Origin of the sequence: Nocardioides sp., assembly GCF_044226305.1 — a bacterium.
In the GTDB taxonomy this organism is placed as follows: domain Bacteria; phylum Actinomycetota; class Actinomycetes; order Propionibacteriales; family Nocardioidaceae; genus Nocardioides.
This window is the reverse complement of record NZ_JBGAHF010000008.1, coordinates 1-16,991: the sequence shown is the minus strand read 5'-3', so window position 1 is coordinate 16,991 and position 16,991 is coordinate 1. Positions and strand designations below refer to the sequence as shown.

The following is a 16,991-nucleotide window of genomic DNA, read 5'->3' as shown; positions in this document are numbered from 1 at the left end:
CGGGCCCCGACAGCGACAAGACGGGGGGCGAAACCCCCAGGCCACGGGCCAAATCTGTTGATGACCTGTGCAGTCGCGCGGCTCCGGGTGCACAGGCGACCCCCTGCCTGTGCACTCACCTGTGGAGGACGGATCAGTCCCGCGCCGTGCTCGCGGGGGCGCCGTACACGAGGTCGGCGTAGTCGGGGTGGTGGCCGATCCAGCCCTTGACGAACGGGCACAGCGGCAGCACCCGGCGCGTCCCCTCCCGCCGGACGTCGTCGAGCGCGGCCCGCACGATGGCCGATCCCACGCCCTTGCCCTCGAACCGGTCGTCGACCTCGGTGTGGGTGAAGACCACCAGCTCGTCGGTCAGCTGGTAGGAGGCGAAGCCGGCCAGCTCGCCGTCGACGCGCCCCTCCCAGCGCTGATCCTCAAGGTTGCGTGAAGTCGCGACGTCGGTCATGCCCCCCACCGTAGACTGCGGGTGTGCGACCACGGGGGGCCGCGAAGGCCGTACTGGTGGGGTTGCTCACGGGGGGACTGATCGTTGCCGTGTCGACCCCCGGTCACGCGCGCCCGCACCCCCGGGCCGAGAAGGCGACGCTCGCCGCCCGCCTGGCACCGCCGGTCGTGACGGTCGGCGAGCCCGCGGCCCTCGTGTCCAAGCTGACGCCGGCCCAGGCCGACCGCCCGCTCGCCGTCCAGCGGCTCACCGACGGGGCGTGGACGCCCGTCGCCGACACCACCGCCGACGGCTCGGGGCGCAACGTCCTGCCGCTGGACACCAGCGCCGCCGGGCCGCAGGTCCTCCGCGTGGTGGCCGTGCCGTGGCACGGCAAGCCGCAGGTCACCAGCCCCACGGTCACGCTCAAGGTGTCCTCCCCGACCGCCTGCTCCCCCAAGGTCGCCCTCGTCGACCCCGAGGCGACGGCTGCCGCTCGGTGCCTCGCCGCCCGCCTCGACCGCTGGCAGGGAGCCGGGCTGATGGGCGTCGGCCAGGAGCTCAACATGTCGACGCTGCCCTACCAGGCGCCGCTGACCGCGCTCGGCGACCGCCGCGTCTCGGTCGTCGGGTTCGACCTGATGGAGCTCGGCAAGACCAAGACCTACGAGTTTCCCTTCTTCGACCAGGCCTTCTCCGACCTGGTCGCCTCGGCGCAGTCCGGAGCGGTGCTGACCGCGTCGTGGCACACGCCCAACCCGCACACCGGGGCCGCCGACTCCTACAACGACCGCAGCTGGCACCAGCTCGGTGCGGTGCTGCAGGACACCCCGGAGGCGGCCGCCTTCTGGGCCGACTACGACGAGCAGCTCGCCGTGCTCCACGCCTTCCAGGACGCCGGCGTGGCGGTCGTGTTCCGCCCGCTGCACGAGGCCAACGGTGACTGGTTCTGGTGGGGCCGACCGACCGCGTCGACCTACAAGGCGGTCTGGCGGGAGATGCAGCAGCGCGCCCGGGACGCGGGCGTCCACAACGTGCTGTGGGCCTACTCGTTCGCGGCCAGCAGCCGCAAGGGCATCGCCGCCCCCCAGACCCTGCTCCCGGCCAAGGTCGACGTGGCCGGCATCGACAGCTACTGGCCCTCGACCGGCAGCCACCGCAGCCAGGCGCCGTCGATGGACGGCTACGCCGAGGTGGCGAAGAAGGTGCGCCGGATGGCGTTCACCGAGATCGGCCCGTACGCCGACAAGAAGCAGGTCTGGAGCGCCGCGAACGTCACCGCCACCGCCCGGGCCCAGGCCCGGCCACCGGTCTGGGCGTTGCTCTGGGTCGACGACGCCGCCGGCGCGAAGCAGATCTCCTCGCTCAAGGGCGGCCTGTCCTGGCTGGACTCCTGCCCGTTCGGCTTCTGCACCCTCTGAACCCGCTGAACCCTCGGAGGTCCCCCGGCTGCGCCGCGACCTCAGCCGCCCAGCCGGCGCATCGCCGTGGTGCGGAGCACCAGCTCGCCGGCCTCGTCGGAGGCGTCGAGGTCGACCTCGGCCTCGACCACCCAGTCGTGGTGCCCTGCCGGGTCGTGGAGGGTCTGGGTGACCCGCCAGGTCCGGCCGGTGGCCGCGACGGCCAGCAGCGCCGGACCGCGGGCGTCGGCGTCCAGGAGGACCCGGTCGTGCTCGGCGTAGTAGTCCTCGATGGCCGCGTCCCATGCGGACCGGGTCATCAGCACCTCCCCCGGCGGGTCGGTGCGGTCCGCGGCCGACCGCTCGATCGCCATCAGGCCGTCCAGGTCGTCGCGGGCGACGAGCTCGACCCGGCGGAACATCGCGTTGCGGATCATCACCCGGAAGGCCCGGTCCTGCTTCGAGATCGGGCGCGGCGGCGGGGGCGGCTCGTGGTGTGCGACGTCCGTGCGGACGTGCTCGGGGTCGGCCAGCGCCTCCCACTCGTCCAGCAGCGAGGAGTCGGTCTGCCGCACCGTCTCCCCCAGCCACTCGACGAGGTCCTCGAGCTCGGGGGTGCGGTGGTGCTCGGGCACGGTCTGCCGGAGGGTGCGGTACGCGTCGGTGAGGTAACGGAGCACCAGCCCCTCGGACCGGGCCAGCTGGTAACGGGAGACCATGTCGGTGAACGACATGCCCTGCTCGTACATCTCCCGCACGACCGACTTCGGCTGCAGCGCGTCCTCGCGGAGCCAGGGGTGCCGCTCGCGGTAGATCTCGTAGGTCGCCTCCAGGAGCTCGGCGAGCGGCCGGGGCCAGGTCACGTCCTCCAGCAGCGCCATCCGCTCGTCGTACTCCAGCCCGTCGGCCTTCATCTCCGCGACGGCCTCGCCGCGGGCGACGTACTGCTGCTGGAGGAGGACCTGCCGCGGGCCCTCGAGGACCGACTCGACCACCGACACGATGTCGAGCGTGTGCTCGTCCGCCTCGGGGTCGAGCACGTCGAGCGCCGCGAGCGCGAAGTGCGCCAGCGGCTGGTTGAGGGCGAAGTCGACGGGCAGGTCGACGGTCAGGACGTAGCGGCGGCCGTGCTCGTCGGGCGTGTCGAGCCGGGTCAGCACCCCCGAGTGCACCAGCGACCGGGCCAGCCGCAGCGCCCGGCGCGCGAGCCGGAGCTGGTTGCGTCGGTCCTCGTGGTTGTCCATGAGGAGGCGACGCAGCACCGGGAAGGCGTCCTCCTCGCGCGCGAGGACGTTGATCAGCATCGCGTTGTCGACCTTCATCCGCGAGACGAGCGGCTCGGGCGTGCCGCCCACCAGCTTCTCGAAGGTCTGCTCGGTCCACACGACCGTGCCCTCGGGCGGCTTCCGCAGCTGGGCCTTGGCGTTCTTGCGCCCCGAGGCCCGGCGCTCCTCGGCCTTGGCCTTCAGCTTCTCGTTCTCGATGACGTGCTCGGGTGCCTGGACGACGACGTAGCCGGCGGTGTCGAAGCCCGCGCGGCCCGCGCGGCCGGCGATCTGGAGGAACTCCCGGGTCCGCAGGATCCGCTGGCGGCTGCCGTCGAACTTCGCGAGCCCGCTGAACAGGACCGTGCGGATCGGGACGTTGATGCCGACGCCGAGGGTGTCGGTCCCGCAGATGACGCCGAGCAGCCCGGCCTGGGCCAGCTGCTCGACCAGCCTCCGGTAGCGGGGCAGCATCCCCGCGTGGTGGACGCCGATCCCCCGTCGGAGCAGCTTCGAGAGGGTCTTGCCGAAGCCGGCGCCGAACCGGACCTGGTCCAGGCGCGAGCCCAGGTCGGGCTTGGGGACCCAGGCCGCCTTGAGCAGGGAGGTCGCGTGCTCGACGGCGTCCTTCTGGGTGAAGTGCACGACGTAGACGGGGCCCTGGCCGGTCGTGACCAGCTCCTCGAGCGTGTCGGCCATCGGCGTCGTCGCCCACGTGAACGTCAACGGCACCGGTCGTACGGCGTCGTCGACGACCGTCGTCGGCCGGCCGTTGCGCCCGGTGAGGTCGGCGGCGAGGTCGCTGACGTCGCCCAGCGTCGCCGACATCAGCAGCATCTGCGCCTGCGGCAGCTCGAGCAGCGGCACCTGCCAGGCCCACCCGCGGTCCGGCTCGGCGTAGAAGTGGAACTCGTCCATGACGACGAGCCCGACGTCGGCCCCGGAGCCCTCGCGCAACGCGATGTTGGCGAGCACCTCCGCGGTGCAGCAGATGATCGGAGCGTCCGCGTTGACCGACGCGTCGCCGGTCAGCATGCCCACGTCCTCGGCCCCGAACTGCTCGACGAGCGCGAAGAACTTCTCGCTCACCAGGGCCTTGATCGGGGCGGTGTAGAAGGAGACCCGGCCCTCCGCGAGGGCGGCCCGGTGGGCCGCCTCGGCGACGAGGGACTTCCCGGAGCCGGTCGGCGTCGCGAGCACGACGTTGTCACCGGACAGGAGCGCGAGGATCGCCTCCTCCTGGTGGTCGTAGAGCGTCAGGCCGCGGTCGGCCGCGGCGCCGGTGATGTCGTCGAGGAGGTCGGGCACGGCACTCAGTCCCGGGCGCGCGGGTGCGCCGTCGCGAAGACCTCGCGCAGGTTGTCGACGGTGACCAGCGTGTAGACCTGGGTGGTCGTGACCGAGGCGTGACCGAGCAGCTCCTGGACCACCCGGACGTCGGCGCCGCCGTCGAGCAGGTGCGTGGCGAAGGAGTGCCGCAGCGTGTGCGGCGAGACGTCCCGGGTGACTCCCGCCCGGTCGGCCGCCTTCGTCAGCACCGACCACGCGGACTGCCGCGACAACCGGCCACCACGGGCGTTGAGGAACAGCGCCGGGGTCCCGCGGCCCGCGGCGACGAGCTCGGGCCGGCCACGCACCAGGTAGGCGTCCACCGCCTCCCGGGCGAACGAGCCGACGGGCACCAGCCGCTCCTTGCTGCCCTTGCCGCGCAGCAGCACGGTGCCGTCCACCATGTCGAGGTCGTCGACGTCGAGCCCGACCGCCTCGGAGATGCGGGCGCCGGTGCCGTAGAGCACCTCCAGGAGGGCACGGTCGCGCAGCGCGAGCGTGGTGCCCGGGGCACCGGCCGCGTCCAGGATCGCCTCCACGTCGGCCAGCGGCAGCGCCTTGGGCAGCCGCTTCGCCGGCGTCGGCGGCTTCACCCCGCTGGCCGGGTCCACCTCCGCCAGGCCGTCGGCCACCGCGAACTTGTGGAACCCACGGACGGCGACGACGGTCCGCGCCGCCGAGGTGGAGCTCAGCGCCGGGTGCCGCTCGTCGCCCTCGCGCAGCCGGACCAGGAAGTCGGACACGGTCGACTCGGTGACCGACGCGAGGTCGTCCACCCCCGCCTCCGCCAGGTACTCCTGGTACCGGCGGAGGTCGCGACGGTACGACGTGAGCGTGTTCGTCGCGAGACCCCGCTCGACCGAGAGGTGGTCGAGGTAGGTCCGGACGGCACGCTGGAGGTCGCTCATGTCGCCGGGGTCGATCCCGTGCGGCTCAGGCGAGCACCCCGTCCAGCTCGACGGCGTCGATCCCGACCGCCTGGCCGACCGGCCCGTTGGTGAGGTCGCCGGCGTGGGTGTTGAGCCCGAGCGCCAGGCTGCGGTCGTCACGGCAGGCCTGCTGCCAGCCCTTGTCGGCCAGCGCCACGGCGTACGGCAGGGTCGCGTTGGTCAGCGCGTAGGTCGAGGTGTTCGGCACCGCGCCCGGCATGTTCGCGACGCAGTAGAAGGTCGAGTTGTGCACCTGGTAGGTCGGGTCCGAGTGCGTCGTGGCGTGGGTGTCCTCGAAGCAGCCGCCCTGGTCGACGGCGATGTCGACGAGCACCGAGCCCGGCTTCATCCGCGAGACCAGCTCGTTGGAGACCAGCTTCGGCGCAGCAGCGCCGGGGATCAGCACCGCACCGATGACCAGGTCGGCCTCGGTGACCTGCTGCTCGATGGCCAGCTTCGACGACGCCAGCCCGTGCACCCGGTTGTTGTAGCGCCAGAACGACATCCGCAGCTTGTCCAGGTCGGTGTCGAGCAGCGTCACGTCCGCGCCCATCCCGAGCGCGATGTTCGCGGCGTTCTGGCCCGAGACCCCGGCGCCGATGATGACGACCTTCGCGTTGGCGACCCCGCCGACGCCACCCATCAGCACGCCGCGGCCGCCCTGGGCCTTCATCAGCGAGTACGCGCCGACCTGCGGCGCGAGGCAGCCCGCGACCTCCGACATCGGGTACAGCAGCGGCAGCCCGCCCGAGGGCAGCTGCACGGTCTCGTAGGCGATGCCGGTCACCTTGCGGTCCAGCAGCTCCTGGGTCAGCGGCTTGTCGGCGGCCAGGTGCAGGTAGGTGAAGAGCGTCAGCCCTTCCCGCATCCGGTGGTACTCCTCCGACACCGGCTCCTTGACCTTGAGCACCATGTCGACGCCACCGTCGGTGCCCCAGGCCTCCTCCGGGGTCGCGACCATCGTCGCGCCGGCACCGACGTACTCCTCGTCGGGGATCTGCGAGCCCAGGCCCGCACCCTGCTCGATGACCACCTCGTGACCGTGCGCGACCAGCTCGTGCACGCCGATCGGCGTGATCGCCACCCGGTACTCGTGGTTCTTGACTTCCTTCGGGACGCCGACCTTCACTGACTGCTCCTTCGGTGATCTGCGCCACTCCTTCGGGGCGCGGGCGCGAGCCTACTCCGGGCGACCAGCACCGCGATGGCGAGGTGGGCGTCGGACAGCCGACCGGCGACCACGGCGTCGTGCAGCTCCGCGAACGGGACCCACGCGGCCTCCATCTCGGCCTCCTCGTGCTGCGGCCGGAAGTCCCCGCGGTCCACGCTGGTGAGCCCCCGGGCGAGGTAGTAGTGCGAGAGCTCGCTGGTGAAGCCGGGCGAGGAGTACGTCGAGGTGAGGTGCGTCCACTCCCGGGCCTCGAGGCCGGCCTCCTCCAGCAGCTCGCGGCGCGCGGCCTCGACCCGGTCCTCCCCCGCCTTGTCGAGCAGCCCCGCGGGGAGCTGGACGAGCCGTCGCCCGATGACGTGGCGGTACTGCCACAGGCAGAGCACCCGGTCCTCGTCGTCCACGGCGATCACGACCACCGCGCCGGGGTGCTCGACGACCAGCCGGGCGAACGGCTCCTCCTCGGGGTGGTCGGGACGGCGCACCTGGTCCTCGCGGACCCGGACGACCCAGCCGCCGTCGTACGCGACCCGGCTCGCGGAGACCGGCCACTCCTCGGGGAGGTCCGCGAGCTCGGGCGGCACCGCGATCAGGCGTCCTCGTGCTCGAGCGCGCCGTCGGCGGCGTCGTCGGGGTCGCGGCGCAGCCCGGTCTCGTCGATCGGGAACCGCAGCTCGCGCTGCCGCTCGATCGCCGCACCGACCAGGCCTGCGAAGAGCGGGTGCGGGCGGGTCGGGCGGGAGCGCAGCTCGGGGTGCGCCTGGGTGGCGACGTAGTAGGGGTGGACCTCGCGCGGGAGCTCGACGAACTCGACCAGCTTGTCGTCGGGCGAGGTGCCGGAGAACACCAGGCCGGCCTCCTCGAGCTGCTCGCGGTAGGCGTTGTTGACCTCGTAGCGGTGGCGGTGCCGCTCGTCGATGAGCGGCGCGCCGTACACCTCACGGGTGATCGAGCCCTCCTTGAGCGCGGCCGGGTAGAGGCCGAGCCGCATGGTGCCGCCGAGGTCGCCGGCCCCCTCGACGTACTGGTGCTGCTCGGCCATGGTGGCGATCACCGGCTCGGGGCTGTCGGGGTCGAACTCGGTGGACCCGGCCTTCTCGAGCCCGACCACGTTGCGGGCGTACTCGATCACCATGCACTGCAGGCCCAGGCACAGGCCGAGGGTCGGGATGCCGTGGGTGCGGGCGAAGGTCAGGGCGCCGAGCTTGCCCTCGATGCCGCGCACGCCGAAGCCGCCGGGCACGCAGATCGCGTCGACGTCCTGCAGCTGCTTGGCCGCGCCCGCCGGGGTCTGGCACTCGTCGGAGGCCACCCAGCGCAGGTTGACCTTGGCCTCGTGGGCGAAGCCGCCCGCCCGCAGCGCCTCCGCGACGGAGAGGTAGGCATCCGGCAGGTCGACGTACTTGCCGACCAGGGCGACGGTCACGTGCTCGATCGGGTGGTGCACCCGGCGCAGCAGGTCGTCCCACTTGGTCCAGTCGACGTCGCGGAACGGCAGGTCCAGCCGCCGTACGACGTACGCGTCGAGCCCCTCCCCGTGCAGCACCTTGGGGATGTCGTAGATCGACGGCGCGTCGGCGGCCGTCACCACGGCCTCCTCGTCGACGTCGCACATCAGCGAGATCTTCCGCTTGATCGACGGCGGCAGCTCCCGGTCGGCGCGGCAGACCACCGCGTCGGGCTGGATGCCGACCTGACGCAGCGCCGCCACGGAGTGCTGGGTGGGCTTGGTCTTGAGCTCCCCGGACGGTCCGATGTACGGCACCAGGGAGACGTGCAGGAAGAAGCAGTTGTCCCGGCCGATCTCGTGCCGGGTCTGGCGCGCCGCCTCGAGGAACGGCAGCGACTCGATGTCGCCGACGGTGCCGCCGACCTCGGTGATCACGACGTCGACCTCGCTGCCGTCGACCGGCGTGCCCATCGCGAGGATGCGGTCCTTGATCTCGTTGGTGATGTGCGGGATCACCTGGACGGTGTCCCCGAGGTAGTCGCCGCGGCGCTCCTTGGCGATCACGCTCGAGTAGACCTGCCCGGTCGTCACGTTGGCGATCTGGTTGAGGTCGGTGTCCAGGAAGCGCTCGTAGTGACCGATGTCGAGGTCGGTCTCGGCCCCGTCGTTGGTGACGAACACCTCGCCGTGCTGGAACGGGTTCATCGTCCCCGGGTCGACGTTCAGGTAGGGGTCGAGCTTCTGCATGGTCACGCGCAGACCGCGCGCCTTGAGCAGGCTCCCCAGGCTCGACGCCGTGAGTCCCTTCCCGAGCGAGGAGGCGACGCCTCCGGTCACGAACACGTGCTTGGTCGGCGTCCGGCTACTCACGGGACTCCATCCTACGTCAGAGCCGGCTCACGTCCGGCGTCCGACGCACCGACGGACTCACGGGAGCGGGACGGCGCCGTCCGCGCCGGCGGCGCCGAAGGCACCGCCCTGCACGGTCAGCGAGCGGATGGCGGCGAGCACCGCCGTCACCTGGCCCAGCGGTGTCTCCACGCCGTCGACGGTGGCGGCGTGGTCGGCGGCGGCGTCGCCGCGCAGGACACCGAGGTCGCCGGCCGCGGCCGCCGACGCGGTGGTCCCGGCCACGACCAGCCCGGTCGCCTTCTCCGCGAGGCCGGCCACCACGCCCGAGAGGATCGCCGGGTCGGTGTGCCGGCCCAGGACCAGCACCACCACGGGTGCGCGCAGCGCGCCGTCCGGGGAGGTCAGCAGCTCGGCGCCGGCGAGGCTCTCGCGCACCGAGGTGGCGTCCGAGCTCGGCAGCTCCGAGCGGGCCACCGCCAACCCGACCAGCTGCCCGATCCGGACGTACGTCGACGCGTCGGCGCTCACCGCGCCCGAGCCGAGCTGCGTCCCGAGCTGGCTGCCCAGGGTGTCCACGAGCGACTTCTCCGAGACGTCGGTGAGCGTGCGCTGGACGTCGTACGTCCCGCCGACCGTCCCGCCGGCCGCCTCGACCTGGGCGCCGAGGGCGTTGACGGTGGCGCCGTCCGCACCCGGCATCGTGACGATCGAGACGCTCTGGTCCTTGAGCCCGCCGGCGTACAGGGCGGCCGCCGACGCGGTGGCGAACTCGTCGCCGTAGGAGGCGTGCTGCTCGACGGTCCGGTCCGGGGTGGTGCTCGCCGACGCCGGCTGGTCGTCGCGGCCGAGGTCGCTGAGGGGGCCGCCGCCCAGCGCGATGCCGGCGGCGAGAGCGAGGAAGACGGCGACGAGCGAGACGATGTGGTGACGGTACGAGATCACGGAAGAAGTCCTTGGACGGTGTCGGACAGCCAGGAGGAGAGCTGGTCGGCCCACTCCTGGCCGACGGGGGTGACGGCGATCGCGGCGGCCAGGGCCACCAGACCGGCGATCATCACCAGGAACAGGTGCCAGGGTCGGACCCGGCCGGAGTACAGGTAGGGGACGGCTGCGGCGTCGACGAGGCGCGGCCCGACCTTGAGCCGGGTCAGGTAGGTGCTGGCCAGACCGCCGCGCTGCCGGTCGAGGAAGTCCTCCAGCGTCGCGTGCATCCCGACGCCGACGATCACCGCCGCCTCGCCGGCGTCGGCCAGGATCAGGGCGGCGTCCTCGGCGGTGGCCGCGGACTCGAACGCGAGCGCCCGGACGCCGAGCCGCTCGAGCTGCTCGAGCTGGCCACGGCCGGAGCCCCGGTCGGAGCGCACGACCACGTCGCGCGCGGCCTTGAGGGTCTTGGCGGCGGGCATCTCGGAGTCCTCGGCGCCGGCATCGACCACCACGACGTCCGGCTGCAGCCCGGCCGCCCGCAGGACGTCCGCGCCGCCGCCGACGCCGACGAGGACCGGCTGCTGCTCGCGCAGGAAGGGTCCGATCAGCTCCAGCTCACGCTCGTGGTCGTGCCCGCGGACCACCACGACCACCGCCCGACCGGCGATGCGGGAGCCCAGCCGCGGCAGTCCGGTGCCGTGGAGCAGGAGGTCCTGCTCGCGCCGGAGGAACTCGGCGCTGGTGTAGGTGAAGGTCTCGAGCTGGCTGACCAGTCCGGTCCGCGCCCCGTCGAGCTCCGCGGCGATCGTCTCGGCGTCGGCCTCGCGGCCCGACGCCAGGAGCTCCTCCCCGGCGAGGACGGACCCGTCGTGGACCCGCACCGTGCTGCCGTCGGCGATGGCGGCGAGCCCGGCCGCACCGATGCCGTCCACGACGAGGACGCCCGCCTCGACGAGGACCTGGGGTCCGAGGTTCGGGAAGCGCCCGGAGATCATCGGCGCGGCGTTGACGACGGCAGCGACCTCGGCGTCCACGAGGGCCTGCGCGGTCGTCCGGTCCATGTCGACGTGGTCGAGCACGGCGATGTCGCCGGGACGGAGCCGCGGCAGCAGGCCGCGGGTGCGGCGATCGACGCGAGCGGTGCCGACGAGGCCGGGCAGACCGACGGAGGGGCGGGTGCGTACGGAGATCCTCATGACGCTCCCATGCTGCCAGCCGAGGACCGGTGATCAGCGGACCCGCGAGGCCGGGCGCGTCACCTGCCCGGGCGGTGCCGGCTACCCGGCCGCGCGTGCCTCTTGGGCCACGTCGAGCAGCTCGCGGGCGTGGGCCAGCGCCGTGTCGGAGTCGGCCAGCCCGGCCAGCATCCGGGAGAGCTCGCGCTCGCGCTGCTCGTCGTCGAGGAGCGTCAGTCCGGAGCTCGTCACGGTGCCGTCGGAGGACTTCTCGACGACGACGTGCCGGTCGGCGTACGCCGCCACCTGCGGCAGGTGGGTCACCACCAGCACCTGGGCGGAGCGGGCCAGCTGGGCCAGGCGACGGCCGACCTCGACGGCCGCGGCACCACCCACCCCGGCGTCGACCTCGTCGAACACGAACGTCGGCACCGGACTGGTGCCGGCCAGCGCCACCTCCAGGGCCAGCATGACGCGGGACAGCTCACCGCCCGAGGCACCCTTGGCGAGCGGGCGCGGCTCCGCGCCGGTGTTGGCGGCGAGCAGCAGCTCGACCTCGTCCACGCCGGAGGCGGTGTAGCGCAGCCGGCGCCCGTCGACCAGCAGCGGTCCGTGCGAGCCGGCCTCGGGCGGGGGCACCTCGACCTGGCGCACGTCCACGCCCAGGCGGGCGTGGGGCATCGCGAGCAGCCCGAGCTCGGCGGTCACGACCTCCCCGAGCCGGCCCGCCGCCTCGCGCCGCGCGGCGGACAGCGCGCCCGCGGCCGCGGCCAGGTCGCGACGGAGGTCGGCCTGCTCCGCGCGCAGCGCCTCGATCCGCTCGTCGGTGTGGTCCAGGTCGAGCAGGCGGGTCGCGGAGCGGTCGGCCCACGCCAGCACCTCGTCGATCGACTCGCCGTACTTGCGGGTCAGCGCCGTGAGCGCGGCGCGCCGCTCGGAGACCGCGGCGAGGCGGGCCGGGTCGGTGTCGATGCGGGCGGCGTAGGAGGCGACGTCGGCCGCGACGTCGGAGAGCAGGTAGGTGATCTCGGCCAGCCGGTCGGCGAGCTCGCCGGCCTCGGCGTCGTGCTCGCGGACCCCGTCGAGGAGGGTGCGGGCGGCGGACGAGGTCGCCAGCGCGTCCGGGCCGCCCTGCTCGCTGGAGAGCGCCTCCCGGGCCTGCTCGGCGGCGGCACGCAGCGTGTCCGCGAAGCCCAGCCGCGACTCCTCGGCCGCGAGGACGACGTCCTCCCCCGGCTCCGGCGCGACGGCCTCGACCTCCTGGAGCCCGAACCGCAGCAGGTCGGCCTCCTGCGCCCGCTCCCGGGCGGTGGCCACGACCTCGTCCAGCTCGCGCTCGGTGGCCTCGAGTCGGCGGTGCAGGTCGGTGTAGGTCGTCAGCAGCCCGGCCAGCGTCTCGCCCCCGAAGCGGTCCAGCGCCTCGCGCTGCGCCCGGGCCCTCAGCAGCCGGTGCTGGTCGGACTGACCGTGCACCGCCACCAGCGGCTCGGCCAGCTCGGCGAGGGTCGACACCGGCACCGAGGCGCCTCCCGCGAACGCGCGGGAGCGGCCCTCCGCCGACACGTTGCGGGCCAGGACGACGGCGCCGTCCTCGACCTCGCCGCCGGCGTCCTCGACGGCGGCAGCGACCTCCGGCAGGCGGTCGACCCGGACGACCCCCTCCACCCGGGCCGTGCGGGCACCGGTCCGGACCGCACCGGTGTCGGCACGGCCACCGAGCAGCAGGCCGAGCGCGGTCACGATCATCGTCTTGCCCGCGCCGGTCTCACCGGTGATCACGGTCAGGCCGGGCCCGAGCTCCAGCGTCGAGGACTCGATGACCCCGAGCGAGCTGATCCGGATCTCCTCAAGCACCGGCGCTCCCCGGATCGTCCCCGGGCGCCCGCCGCCGGCGCTCGTTGGAGCCCCGCCAGCCCTCGACGGGGAGCCCGAACTTGGCGACCAGGCGGTCGGTGAAGGGGGCCTCGTGCAACCGCACCAGACGGACCGGCATGGTGCCGCGGCGCACCTCGATCCGGGCACCCGGCGGCAGCTCCACGGTGCGGCGACCGTCGGCCCAGAGCACGCCCGAGCCGTCGGTCCGGGCGAGGACCTCGACGGCGAGCACCGAGGACGGCGCGACCACCAGCGGCCGCGCGAAGAGGGCGTGGGCGCTGATCGGCACCATCAGCAGCGCCTCGACGCCCGGCCAGACGACCGGGCCGCCGGCACTGAAGTTGTACGCCGTGGAGCCGGTCGGCGTCGCGCACACCACGCCGTCGCAGCCCCAGCGCGACAGCGGGCGGCCGTCGACCTCGACGACGACCTCGATCATCCGCTCGCGCGCGGCCTTCTCGACGCTCGCCTCGTTCAGGGCCCAGGTGCGGGCGAGCACCTCGCCGTCGCGCTGCACCGTCACGTCCAGGGTGAGCCGGTCCTCGATGCTGTAGCGCCGGGCGACGATCGCCTCGATCGTCGACTCCATGTCCTCGTACTCGGCCTCGGCCAGGAACCCGACGTGTCCCAGGTTGACGCCGAGGACCGGCGTCCCGGCGTCGTGGGTGAGCTCCGCGGCCCGCAGGATCGTGCCGTCGCCGCCGATCACGAGCACCAGCTCGCAGTCGGCACTGGCCCCGTGGGCGCTGTCGACCACCTCGACGGCCTCGGCCGTGTCCTCGAGCCCGAGGTCGCGGGCGTCGGAGGCGAGCAGCCGGACCAGCAGGCCGTGGGCACCGAGCGTCTTGGCGAACCCGCGCGCCACCTCCCGCGCGTCGTCGCGCCCGGTGTGGGCGACGAGCAGCACGCGGCGGACGGCCGTCGGGTCGGTCGCGGTCACGGGTCCACCTTCTCACCCGCCGCCCCCGGCGGAGCGGCGGCACGCACCGCGGTGTGGATGGCGTCCGCGTCGAGGTCGGCCGGTCCACGGCGCAGCCAGAGGAAGAACTCCACGTTGCCCGACGGCCCCGGCAGCGGGCTGGTCGCGAGCAGGTGTGCTCCCCACCCTCGCTCGGCCGCGGCGTCCGCGACCGCGGACACCGCCTCGGCGCGCAGCGCCGGGTCGCGGACCACGCCGCCCTTGCCCACCCGGTCCTTCCCGACCTCGAACTGCGGCTTGACCATGAGGGCCAGGTCGCCGTCCGGTGCGGTCACGCCGAGCAGCGCGTCGAGCACCAGCAGGAGGGAGATGAAGGAGAGGTCCCCCACGACGACGTCCACCGGCCCGCCGGTGATCTCCGTGGTGAGCTCCCGGACGTTCACCCGGTCGCGCACGAGCACCCGCTCGTCCTGCTGCAGCTTCCAGGCCAGCTGGCCGTAGCCCACGTCGACCGCGACCACCTGCGCGGCGCCGTGCCGCAGGAGCACGTCGGTGAACCCGCCGGTCGACGCACCCGCGTCCAGACAGCGGCGGCCGTCGACGACGAAGCCCGCCGGTTCGAAGACCGCCAGGGCGCCGGCCAGCTTGTGCCCGCCGCGCGAGACGTACTCGGGCCGGTCCGGGTCGGTGGCCACGACGATCGCCACGTCCGTGGTGACGCCCGTCGCCGGCTTGGTCGCCAGCGCCCCCGACACCGTGACCCGGCGCTGGGCGATCAGCTCGCTGGCGTGCTCACGGGACCGGGCCAGACCGCGACGGACCAGCTCCGCGTCGAGACGCAGGCGTCGTGGCGGCACGTCAGGCCGGGTCGTCGGGCGCGTCGTCCGGAGCGTCGAGGGCCTGGCGCAGCTGCTCGTGGGCGGTCTCGAAGACGCCGACGTGCTCCTCGACCGGCCGGTCCTCGAGCTCCTCGACGGCGACGATGACCTCGTCCACCCGGGGCACGCCGGTCCGGACGCGCTCGTGCTCGGGCGCGGCCGGATCCGCCTCGGCCGGCTCCTGCGCGGGGTCGTGAAGCCCCGGGTCGTCACTCATGGCTCGAGGCTATCGCGCAGGGGTCGACAGCCCCGACACGTCCGCCGGTGTCCCGGAGGCGTCGAGGTGGGTCCACGCGGCCACGGCGACCGCGCGCCACCAGGTGGCCGGCGCGCCGTGACCCGCCACCGTCAGGCCTCCGTCGGCGACGGCGGCGTGCCAGCCGCCGAGGGCGAAACCGTCACCGTCCGCCACCGGCGCCTGGTGGGTCTCGAGGAGCCCGGCGAGGTCGGGGGCCACGAAGGTCGGCCGGAGCTCCGGGGGCGCAGCCACCAGCTCCGGGAGGCCGGTCACGCCGGTGAGCACCAGCAACGAGTCCAGCTGCGCCCGCTGCGCGCCCTCGATGTCGGTGTCGAGCCGGTCCCCGACCATCAGCGGTCGTCGCCCGCCGACTCGGCGCACGGTCTCGTCGAGCAGCGGCCGCTCCGGCTTCCCGGCCACGACCGGGTCCACCCCGGTGAACCGGCGCAGCATGTCGACCTGCACGCCGTGCCCGGGCGCGACCCCGAACGCCGCCGGGAAGGTGCCGTCGGTGTTGCTGGCCACCCAGGGCAGACCGTCGCGGATGCGGACCGCCGCGCGCATGATCTCCGACCACAGGACGTCCGGCCCGTACCCGGTGGCGATCGCGACCGCGTCGTCGTCGGCCCCGACGGGGACCAGCCCCGCCGCACCGAGCGCCTCCCGGAGCCCGACCGCGCCCAGCGACACGACCCGGGCGCCCGCGCCGAACCGGTCCACCAGAACCTGGGCCGCCGCCTGCGCCGAGGTCACCACGTCGTCCACCTCGGCCGCCACGCCGAGCTCGCGCAGGTGCTCGGCCACCTGGGCCGGCGGCCGCGAGGCGTTGTTCGTGATGAACGCCAGCCGCATCCCGGCGGCGCGGGCGTCGGCCAGGTGCCCGGGGGCGCCCGGGACGGCGTCGCCCCCGACGTAGACCACACCGTCGAGGTCGAGCATCGCGAGGTCGTAGTCCTGGCACAACGGTTGGGCTGACGAGCCGAGCACGCGTCCCTCCTCGGGGTCCGGGCGTGCTGGCACCCTACGATGCTGAGGTGGATGCCCACTCGCTGGTCCCCGCTCCCCACGTGGCCCGGCCGCTGCGGCTCCTGCCCTTTCGCGGCCTGACCCTCGACCCGTCCCGGATCGGCGCTCCCGGCGCCGTCCGCGGCTTCACCCGCCCCTACCGGCACGTCGCCGAGCGTCTCGAGCGGTGGGAGCGACGCGGGCACGTCCAGCACGACGCGGAGCCGGCGGTCTACCTCCACGAGTACGCGGTCGGCGACCTCGCGGTCCGCGCCCTGGTCGGCGCCCTCGACATCTCGCGCCTGGCCACCGACCGCGACGAGGTCGCGGTCTTCCCGCACGAGGGCATCCACCCCCGCCAGGTCGACCAGCTCGCCACGCGGATGCGGGAGATGCAGATCAACCCGGCGCCGATCCTGCTGGTCCACCAGGGTCCGGAGCGGGTCCGCGCCCTGCTCGACGAGGTGCAGGAGGGGCCGCCGGTCCGCGAGTTCGTCGACCGTGGCGGTCAGCGGCACCGGGTGTGGGCGGTCCGTGACCCCGGGCAGCTCGCCACGGTCGACACTGCTCTCGCACACCAGCAGGTCCTCATCGCCGACGGTCACCACCGCTACGCCGCCTACCTCCAGCTCCAGCGGACCCACCCCTCGCCCGCCGGCCGCGCCGGGCTCGCGATGCTGGTCGACCAGCAGGACACGCCGCTCCGGCTCGGCCCGGTGCACCGGGTGCTCGCCAGGACCTCGCTCGCCGACGTCGCCGACGCCGCACGGCACACCGGCGCGGCGTTCCAGGAAGCCTCCCGGGAGGAAGCCCTCGCCGCGCTCACCCCGGACACCCTCGCCGTGACCGACGGCCGGGCCTGGAGCACGGTCCGGCTCGAGGTGCCGGCCGACCGGTTGGCGGTCGAGGTGCTGCACGAGCGCCTGGTGCCGGCCCTGCGGGCGGTCCCCGGGCGGGTGGGGTACCACCACACGGTCGAGGACGCCCTCGACGCCGTCGGGCGCCGCCGAGGCACCGCCGTCCTGATGCCCGCGCCCGGCTTCGCCGAGGTGCTGGCGGCGTGCTCGGCCGACCGCCTGCTGCCGGAGAAGGCGACCTCCTTCCAACCGAAGCCGAACGTGGGCGTGCTCATCCGCGCGCTGCGCGACGGATGAGCC

General features: G+C 73.9%; 15 protein-coding genes. 2 read left to right on the top strand and 13 right to left on the bottom strand.

Features of this window, described 5'->3' with window-relative positions; all coding sequences use genetic code 11:
- Nucleotides 1-133 precede the first annotated feature (133 nt).
- Complete coding sequence (locus ACILQ5_RS10035; protein ID WP_395657856.1) at nucleotides 134-445, bottom strand: GNAT family N-acetyltransferase; 312 nt, start codon at nucleotides 443-445, stop codon at nucleotides 134-136.
- 23 nt (nucleotides 446-468) lie between these two features.
- On the opposite strand from ACILQ5_RS10035, the gene ACILQ5_RS10030 reads away from it, so the two are divergent.
- Nucleotides 469-1,845: a glycosyl hydrolase gene (locus ACILQ5_RS10030; protein ID WP_395657855.1), complete on the top strand. Its 1,377-nt coding sequence runs from the start codon at nucleotides 469-471 to the stop codon at nucleotides 1,843-1,845.
- Nucleotides 1,846-1,886: 41 nt separating this feature from the next.
- On the opposite strand, the gene ACILQ5_RS10025 is transcribed toward ACILQ5_RS10030, so the two are convergent.
- The 12 genes from ACILQ5_RS10025 to ACILQ5_RS09970 form a co-directional block, all read right to left on the bottom strand.
- Nucleotides 1,887-4,397 carry a DEAD/DEAH box helicase gene (locus ACILQ5_RS10025; protein WP_395657854.1) on the bottom strand — a complete coding sequence of 837 codons (2,511 nt, stop codon included), beginning with the start codon at nucleotides 4,395-4,397 and terminating at the stop codon, nucleotides 1,887-1,889.
- Nucleotides 4,398-4,402: 5 nt separating this feature from the next.
- Complete coding sequence (gene xerD, locus ACILQ5_RS10020; protein WP_395657853.1) at nucleotides 4,403-5,326, bottom strand: site-specific tyrosine recombinase XerD; 924 nt, start codon at nucleotides 5,324-5,326, stop codon at nucleotides 4,403-4,405.
- A gap of 25 nt (nucleotides 5,327-5,351) precedes the next feature.
- Complete coding sequence (gene ald, locus ACILQ5_RS10015) at nucleotides 5,352-6,476, bottom strand: alanine dehydrogenase (protein WP_395657852.1); 1,125 nt, start codon at nucleotides 6,474-6,476, stop codon at nucleotides 5,352-5,354.
- Complete coding sequence (locus tag ACILQ5_RS10010; protein ID WP_395657851.1) at nucleotides 6,473-7,099, bottom strand: NUDIX domain-containing protein; 627 nt, start codon at nucleotides 7,097-7,099, stop codon at nucleotides 6,473-6,475. The genes ald and ACILQ5_RS10010 overlap by 4 nt, the downstream gene beginning before the upstream one ends.
- Nucleotides 7,100-7,104: 5 nt before the next feature.
- Nucleotides 7,105-8,835 carry a CTP synthase gene (locus ACILQ5_RS10005; RefSeq protein WP_395657850.1) on the bottom strand — a complete coding sequence of 577 codons (1,731 nt, stop codon included), beginning with the start codon at nucleotides 8,833-8,835 and terminating at the stop codon, nucleotides 7,105-7,107.
- A 57-nt stretch (nucleotides 8,836-8,892) separates the two neighbouring features.
- Nucleotides 8,893-9,759, bottom strand: a complete 867-nt coding sequence (locus tag ACILQ5_RS10000; protein ID WP_395657849.1) for a copper transporter — start codon at nucleotides 9,757-9,759, stop codon at nucleotides 8,893-8,895.
- On the bottom strand, nucleotides 9,756-10,940 hold the full coding sequence (gene steA / locus ACILQ5_RS09995) for a putative cytokinetic ring protein SteA (RefSeq protein WP_395657848.1): 1,185 nt from the start codon (nucleotides 10,938-10,940) through the stop codon (nucleotides 9,756-9,758). Before steA ends, ACILQ5_RS10000 begins: the two co-directional genes overlap by 4 nt.
- Before the next feature lie 81 nt (nucleotides 10,941-11,021).
- Nucleotides 11,022-12,773, bottom strand: a complete 1,752-nt coding sequence (recN, locus tag ACILQ5_RS09990; protein WP_395657847.1) for a DNA repair protein RecN — start codon at nucleotides 12,771-12,773, stop codon at nucleotides 11,022-11,024.
- Nucleotides 12,766-13,734 (bottom strand): NAD kinase, encoded by a 969-nt coding sequence (locus ACILQ5_RS09985; RefSeq protein WP_395657846.1) that lies wholly within the window; start codon nucleotides 13,732-13,734, stop codon nucleotides 12,766-12,768. The genes recN and ACILQ5_RS09985 overlap by 8 nt, the downstream gene beginning before the upstream one ends.
- A complete protein-coding gene (locus ACILQ5_RS09980; RefSeq protein ID WP_395657845.1) occupies nucleotides 13,731-14,570 on the bottom strand; it encodes a TlyA family RNA methyltransferase in 840 nt (279 codons plus the stop codon). Before ACILQ5_RS09980 ends, ACILQ5_RS09985 begins: the two co-directional genes overlap by 4 nt.
- A gap of 1 nt (nucleotide 14,571) precedes the next feature.
- Nucleotides 14,572-14,808 (bottom strand): hypothetical protein, encoded by a 237-nt coding sequence (locus tag ACILQ5_RS09975; protein WP_395657844.1) that lies wholly within the window; start codon nucleotides 14,806-14,808, stop codon nucleotides 14,572-14,574.
- 9 nt (nucleotides 14,809-14,817) lie between these two features.
- Complete coding sequence (locus ACILQ5_RS09970) at nucleotides 14,818-15,849, bottom strand: HAD-IIA family hydrolase (RefSeq protein ID WP_395657843.1); 1,032 nt, start codon at nucleotides 15,847-15,849, stop codon at nucleotides 14,818-14,820.
- Nucleotides 15,850-15,863: 14 nt separating this feature from the next.
- Between ACILQ5_RS09970 and ACILQ5_RS09965 the strand changes: the two genes are divergently transcribed.
- Nucleotides 15,864-16,988, top strand: a complete 1,125-nt coding sequence (locus ACILQ5_RS09965; protein ID WP_395657842.1) for a DUF1015 family protein — start codon at nucleotides 15,864-15,866, stop codon at nucleotides 16,986-16,988.
- Nucleotides 16,989-16,991 lie beyond the last annotated feature (3 nt).